The sequence below is a fragment of the Cupriavidus sp. FW306-01-F10A genome (genome assembly GCF_058782785.1).
Genome location: NZ_JBYSYA010000027.1, coordinates 72,238 through 78,409 on the forward strand (window position 1 = coordinate 72,238; position 6,172 = coordinate 78,409).

Below are 6,172 nucleotides of genomic sequence, written 5' to 3' on the forward strand. Positions count from 1 at the left end.
CACTTCTGAAGTTTCATCAGGCCGGCATTAGATCACTTCAACTATCCAGCGCCTGGCGGATCTCGGCGATAAACGCCTGCAGCGTCGCCACCGCCTGTTCGCGCGGCGTGTCCTCCAGCAGCTGCACCAGGCGGCTGCCGATTACCACGGCATCGGCCGCGCTGCCGATCGCGCGCGCGGTCTGCGCGTCGCGGATGCCGAAGCCCACGCCCACCGGGAGGTTGGCATGCTGCTTGATCAGCGGCAGGCGCGCCGCCACGCTGTCCAGGTCGATCGCGGCCGAGCCGGTCACGCCCTTGAGCGACACGTAGTACAGGTAGCCGCTGGCCACGCGCGCCACGGCCTCGATGCGGGCATCGGTCGAAGTCGGCGCCAGCAGGAAGATCGGGTCCATGCCGTTGTCGCGCATCAGCGTGGTGAACGACTCGCACTCCTCGGGCGGATAGTCGACCACCAGCACGCCGTCGACGCCGGCTTCGCGCGCGGCGGCGGCAAAGACCTGCTCGCCCATGCACTCGATCGGGTTGGCGTAGCCCATCAGCACCACCGGGGTGTCGGCATTGGTCTGGCGGAACTCGCGCACCCACTGCAGCACCTGGGTCAGCGACACGCCCTGCGCCAGCGCGCGCTCGGAGGCGCGCTGGATCACCGGGCCGTCGGCCATCGGGTCGGAGAACGGCACGCCCAGCTCGATCACGTCGGCGCCGCCCGCCACCAGCGCATGCATCAGCGCCACGGTCAGGCCGGGCTCGGGATCGCCGGCGGTGATAAACGGAATCAGGCCCTTCTTCTGCTGCGCGGCCAGCGCCGCGAACGTCTTCTGGATACGGGACATATCAGGGAATCAGGTGAGGCCGCGGCGCCGGCGAGACATCGTCGTTGGCGGCGGCCAGGGTTGGGGTGGCGGCAGGCTCGGCCGCCGCGCTCGTGACGGCAAGAGCCGCGGCGGCGGCGGACACACGGCCGCACGCCACCTGCACATACTCCGGATTGATCTCGAAGCCGGCAAAGCGCCGTCCGTGGCGCAGGCAGGCCACCGCGGTGGTGCCGCTGCCGGCGAACGGATCCAGCACCAGGCCGCCCGGGGGGCAGCTTGACAGCACCATGCGCTCGACGATCTCCAGCGGCTTCTGCGTCGGGTGGTTGGCGCGCTCCGGGTCCTGGCGGTGGATGCGCGAGACGCTCCACAGGTCCTTCGGGTTGTAGCCCACCTCGAGCCACTTCTTGCCTTCGAAACGCGGACGGCTGCGCGCCTTCTTGGTCTCGGGGTCGTAGGGAATGCGGACCGGGTCGAGATCGAAGTAGTAGTCGCGCGCGCGCGCAAAAAAGCCGATGTTGTCGTGCACCGACGAGAACTTGCGCGTGGTGCCGCCCATGCTGGGCACGCGGCGGTCCCAGATGATCTCGTTGATCATGGTCAGGCGCCGCTTGAGCATCACGAACAGCTCGGGCGAATACTGCCAGGTGCAGAACAGGTAGAGCGTGCCCTTGGGCGCGAGCTTGGGCACGACCGCGTTCATCCAGCGCTCGGACCAGTCCAGATACTCCTGGCCCGACAGCAGGTCGGAATCGTTGCCGTAGTCCTTGCCCAGCCCATAGGGCGGATCGGCGACGATCAGGTCGACCGAGCCGTCCGGCAGGCGGGCAATGCCCTCGAACATGTCTTCCTGGAACAGGCGCAACTGGGCGGAATCGGGCGCACCGGACGCATCCGGTGCACCCGCGCCGCCCACGGCAAGTCCGGTCGGAGGCAGCGCGCGCATCAGAGCTTGAGCCCCGCGCGCTCGGCCACGGTGTGCATGTCCTTGTCGCCGCGGCCGGACAGGTTCACCAGCAGCAGCTTGTCCTTGGGCAGCGTCGGCGCCAGCTTGCAGGCATAGGCGATGGCGTGGCTCGATTCCAGCGCCGGGATGATGCCCTCGATGCGGCAGCAGTCGTGGAAGGCCTTGAGCGCTTCCTCATCCGTGATCGGCACGTACTGCGCACGGCCACTGTCCTTGAGCCAGGCATGCTCGGGGCCCACGCCCGGGTAGTCCAGGCCGGCCGACACCGAATGGGTCTCGATGATCTGGCCGTTGGCGTCCTGCAGCAGGTAGGTGCGGTTGCCGTGCAGCACGCCCGGCGTGCCGCCGGTCAGCGAGGCCGCGTGGCGGCCGGTGTCGAGGCCGTCGCCGGCGGCTTCCACGCCGATCAGCTGCACGTCCTGGTGCTCGATATACGGGTAGAAGATGCCCATGGCATTGGAGCCGCCGCCGACGCAGGCGATCACGGCATCCGGCTGGCGTCCCGTCATCTCCGGCATCTGCACCTTGGCTTCCTCGCCGATCACGCACTGGAAGTCGCGCACCATCATCGGGTACGGATGCGGGCCGGCCACGGTGCCGATGATGTAGAAGGTGTTCTCGACGTTGGTGACCCAGTCGCGCATGGCTTCATTGAGCGCGTCCTTGAGCGTGCGCGAGCCGCTTTCCACCGGCACCACGGTGGCGCCCAGCAGCTTCATGCGGTAGACGTTGGCGGCCTGGCGCTTGACGTCCTCGGCCCCCATGTAGACCACGCACTCCATGCCGAAGCGCGCGGCGATGGTGGCAGTGGCCACGCCATGCTGCCCTGCCCCGGTCTCGGCGATCACGCGCGGCTTGCCCATGCGCTTGGCCAGCAGCGCCTGGCCGATCACGTTGTTGATCTTGTGCGCGCCGGTATGGTTCAGGTCTTCGCGCTTGAAGTAGATCTGCGCCCCGCCGAGCGTCTCGCTCCAGCGCTGCGCGTGGTAGATCGGCGACGGGCGGCCGACAAAGTGCTTCAGTTCGCGGCGGTATTCGGCATCGAACTCCGGATCCTTCTGGTAGTGCGCATAGGCCTCGCGCAGCTCATCGAGCGCGTGGACCAGCGTTTCGGACACGAAGGTGCCGCCATAGGGGCCGAAATGGCCACGGGAATCGGGCAGGTCGTACATGTCTAGACTCTTCGGAACAGCGGCCTTGCCGCATCCGGCAAGGGCGCATGGTTGACTGCGATGCGTGTGCGCGCATGCGGCAGGCCACGGGCGGCATGGGGAAAGACGCGGGACACGGCCCGGCTCATCCTGCCTCGGCACTGCGCACAGCGCGCACGAACGCGGCGATGCGGGCGTGGTCCTTCACGCCCTTGGCGGCCTCTACCCCGCTGCTGACGTCCACAGCGTAGGGCCGCACGCGTTCAATCGCGCCAGCGACGTTTTGCGCGTTCAACCCACCACTCAAAACGATGCGAGGAGCGCCGCTTGCGTTCGGGTTGCCGGTAGCTGGTACCGGGGGAGTAGGCGGAAGCCATGCCGGGGGAATCAGGGTCCAGTCGAAGACGTGGCCGCCACCGCCGTAGCCTTCGACGAAGGCATCGAGCAGCAAGGCAGCGGCATCACGGTATTGATCGGCAAATTCTACCAAATCAAGCCCCGGGCGCACACGGGCGGCGCGCATGAAGGGCAGCCGGCAGCGCTGCGCCGCCTGCGTGCAGAACTGCGGGGTCTCGTCGCCGTGCAGTTGCAGCAGCGTCAGCGGCACGCGCTCGGCCACATGGGCGATGTCTTCCAGGTCGGCATTGACGAACAGCCCGGTGATCGCCACGAACGGCCCGGCGGCCTCGGCCAGCGCGGCGGCGCGCGCCACGTCGACGTAGCGCGGGCTGTTCGGGTAGAACACCAGCCCGATGGCGTCGGCGCCGGCGTCCACGGCCGCGCGCACGTCGTCCTCGCGCGTCAGGCCGCAGATCTTGATGCGGGTGCGGGCCGGCATGTGCACTGTGCTGCCCGCCGTGCTGCCTTCGGCGGCCTCAGGCTGCGTCATCGAACACTCCATGGAACAGGCTCGCGGACGGATCGGCCGCGGGGATCTGGTAAGGATCAGGATACTTGACGCCGACCAGGTAGAGGCCGTCCGGCATGAAGGTCGGCGCCGCCAGCTTGCGCTCGCGCCCGGCCAGCACCTGCGCCAGCCAGTGCGCCGGGTAGCGCCCGCGCCCCACCGCCACCAGGCAGCCCATCAGGTTGCGCACCATATGGTGCAGGAAGGCGCTGGCGCGAAAGCGCAGGAACACCCAGTTGCCGTCATCCTTGATGGTGACGTCGTACATGGTCTTGACCGGCGACTTGGCCTGGCATTCGGCGGCGCGGAAGGCAGAGAAATCATGCTCGCCGAGCAGGCATGCGGCGGCCTCGCGCATGGCGTCGACGTCGAGCCGCTGGCCCGGCGGCAGCATCTGGTAGCCGGCGCGGCCGTGCACCAGCGGCACGCGGTGAGGCCCGGTGTAGAGCGCGTAGTAATACATGCGCTCGAACGCCAGGAAACGCGCGTGGAAACCCTGGTCCACCGGCAGCGCCCATTGCAGCGCGATCGACGGCGGCAGGAAGGCGTTGACGCCGCGCACCCAGGAAAATGGCTCGCGCTCGAGCGCCGTGTCCAGGTGGATGACCTGGCCGAGCGCATGCACGCCGGTATCGGTGCGCCCCGCCACGGTGGTCAGCAGGCGCACGCCGGCAAAGCGCTCGATGGCGTCTTCCAGGTGATCCTGCACGGTATTGCGATGCGGCTGCGACTGCCAGCCGGAAAAGGCGGTGCCGTCGTAGTGCAGGCCAAGAGCGATGCGGTTCATGTCAGGGGATCAGGCAAGGCGGCGGGTACGTCCGGGCGCAGTGGTCCACGCCAGGTCCGCCGATAAAGCAAATGCGCCGGAAGGGACGCTTCCGGCGCATCGCTTCAGGCTGCGGCAGCGCGTGCCGCGGCCGGACCGTCAATGATAGCTCAGGCCACTTCCAGCAGCAGCGAACGGGCCTCCGCCTGCAGCGGATCCTGCGACTGCTCGACCACTTCCTGCAGCAGTTCGCGCGCCCCTTCCTTGTCGCCGATCTCGATATAGGCACGAGCCAGGTCAAGCTTGATCTGCATGTCGCGCCCGCCGTCCACGCCGTCGACCGACAGCGTGCTCGGCGAACCCCCGTGCGTGAGGTCGCCGCCGGTTTCAGGCGCCACGCGCGACAGGTCGATCGGCTCGACCAGCTTGCCGTCGCGCAGCATGGTGGTGGCGGGCAGCGGCAAGGTGGCCTCGTCCGGCACGTCCTTGCCGCCGGCATCGGCTTGCGGGGCGCTGCCCAGGTCAAGCGACAGCCCCGACATGTCGAACTCCAGCGGACGGCCGCGGGTCGGCGTGTCGAGGGTGGGAACGTCGTCGGCAAGCGGGTCGGCGCCGGTGCCCGGCAGGCCGAGATCCAGCCGCACCGGCTCGCCGGCGTCGTGCGCGTCAGCGCCAAACACCATCGCCGCGGAAGCAGGCGCCACGATCGGCTCGCCGGCCGCCGGGGCCGGGAAGGCATCCAGCGGCAGCGCCAGGTCACCCAGCGACGGCTCCAGCCGCGGGATCGAGGCCGGATTCTGCGACGGGTCCTGGGTGCGCCACTGGTCGGTTGCCGGCGATGTCGTATCCGGCCCCGCCGCTTCGGGCGTCACCGCCAGGAAGAGCGCGTTGCCCGGATCGAGCGCGCGCCCCATTTCTGCTGCCTTCAGCCATTCCGCCCCGTGTCCGCCGGTCTGGGCGAACATTTCTTCTGCAATCACGCGGAAACCTTCCACATCCTGTCTGTTGCTGTAAATCTCCAGGAGCTTGAGCCGCACCGGCTGCTGCTCCGGGTTCTTCTCCAGGGCTTCGCGCAGGATTTCCTCCGCCTGCACATCGCGCCCATAGGCGATATAGACCTCGGCCTCGGCGATCGGGTCGACCTCGTTGGCTTCCGGCGTGTTGTTGCCGATGCGGAAGTCCGCGCCGAACACGCTGTGCTGCGAGGTGTCGACGCTCTGCCCCCCGGCCGTGCCGAACAGCGAATTGGCACCGGCCATCACCGTGCTTTCCTGCGACAGGATGCTGTCGCCGAAGCCGGTCGCCTCGCTCGCCTTCTGCTGCTGGCGGCGGCGATAGATCGCATAGACGCCGAGCAGCGCCACCAGCAGGCCACCGCCGGGCAGCAGCATGGGGTTGGCCAGCAGGCCATCGATGAACGACGGTTCGGGCACCGGCTCGGGCTGGGCCACCACCGGCGGGCGCTTGGCAGCGGGGGCCGACGCGGCGGCGGCGGCCTGCGCTGCGCTGGCAGGAACGGCGGCAGCCGGCTGCGAAGCGGGGGCCGCTGCCACGGCTGAGGCTG

Annotated in this window: 6 protein-coding genes; all 6 read right to left on the reverse strand. The window is 68.8% G+C overall.

The window, feature by feature from the left end; genetic code table 11:
* Nucleotides 1–37 precede the first annotated feature (37 nt).
* Nucleotides 38–835 (reverse strand): tryptophan synthase subunit alpha, encoded by a 798-nt coding sequence (trpA, locus tag AC3WLF_RS27320; RefSeq protein ID WP_492359064.1) that lies wholly within the window; start codon nucleotides 833–835, stop codon nucleotides 38–40.
* 1 nt (nucleotide 836) lies between these two features.
* On the reverse strand, nucleotides 837–1,763 hold the full coding sequence (locus AC3WLF_RS27325; protein ID WP_492319834.1) for a DNA-methyltransferase: 927 nt from the start codon (nucleotides 1,761–1,763) through the stop codon (nucleotides 837–839).
* Nucleotides 1,763–2,956: a tryptophan synthase subunit beta gene (gene trpB, locus AC3WLF_RS27330; protein ID WP_010814634.1), complete on the reverse strand. Its 1,194-nt coding sequence runs from the start codon at nucleotides 2,954–2,956 to the stop codon at nucleotides 1,763–1,765. The genes AC3WLF_RS27325 and trpB overlap by 1 nt, the downstream gene beginning before the upstream one ends.
* Nucleotides 2,957–3,080: 124 nt before the next feature.
* Nucleotides 3,081–3,824 (reverse strand): phosphoribosylanthranilate isomerase, encoded by a 744-nt coding sequence (locus AC3WLF_RS27335; RefSeq protein WP_492352069.1) that lies wholly within the window; start codon nucleotides 3,822–3,824, stop codon nucleotides 3,081–3,083.
* On the reverse strand, nucleotides 3,811–4,629 hold the full coding sequence (truA, locus tag AC3WLF_RS27340) for a tRNA pseudouridine(38-40) synthase TruA (protein ID WP_492319832.1): 819 nt from the start codon (nucleotides 4,627–4,629) through the stop codon (nucleotides 3,811–3,813). Before truA ends, AC3WLF_RS27335 begins: the two co-directional genes overlap by 14 nt.
* A gap of 149 nt (nucleotides 4,630–4,778) precedes the next feature.
* Nucleotides 4,779–6,172 (reverse strand): motility hub landmark protein FimV (locus tag AC3WLF_RS27345; RefSeq protein ID WP_492359065.1); only part of this gene is annotated, 1,394 nt, incomplete at its 5' end.

Excerpts from the sequence above, each read along its gene's own strand:
- trpB (WP_010814634.1), bottom strand. The coding sequence starts at position 2,956 with ATGTACGACCTGCCCGATTCCCGTGGCCATTTCGGCCCCTATGGCGGC.
- trpA (WP_492359064.1), bottom strand. The coding sequence starts at position 835 with ATGTCCCGTATCCAGAAGACGTTCGCGGCGCTGGCCGCGCAGCAGAAG.
- truA (WP_492319832.1), bottom strand. The coding sequence starts at position 4,629 with ATGAACCGCATCGCTCTTGGCCTGCACTACGACGGCACCGCCTTTTCC.
- AC3WLF_RS27335 (WP_492352069.1), bottom strand. The coding sequence starts at position 3,824 with ATGACGCAGCCTGAGGCCGCCGAAGGCAGCACGGCGGGCAGCACAGTG.
- AC3WLF_RS27325 (WP_492319834.1), bottom strand. The coding sequence starts at position 1,763 with ATGCGCGCGCTGCCTCCGACCGGACTTGCCGTGGGCGGCGCGGGTGCA.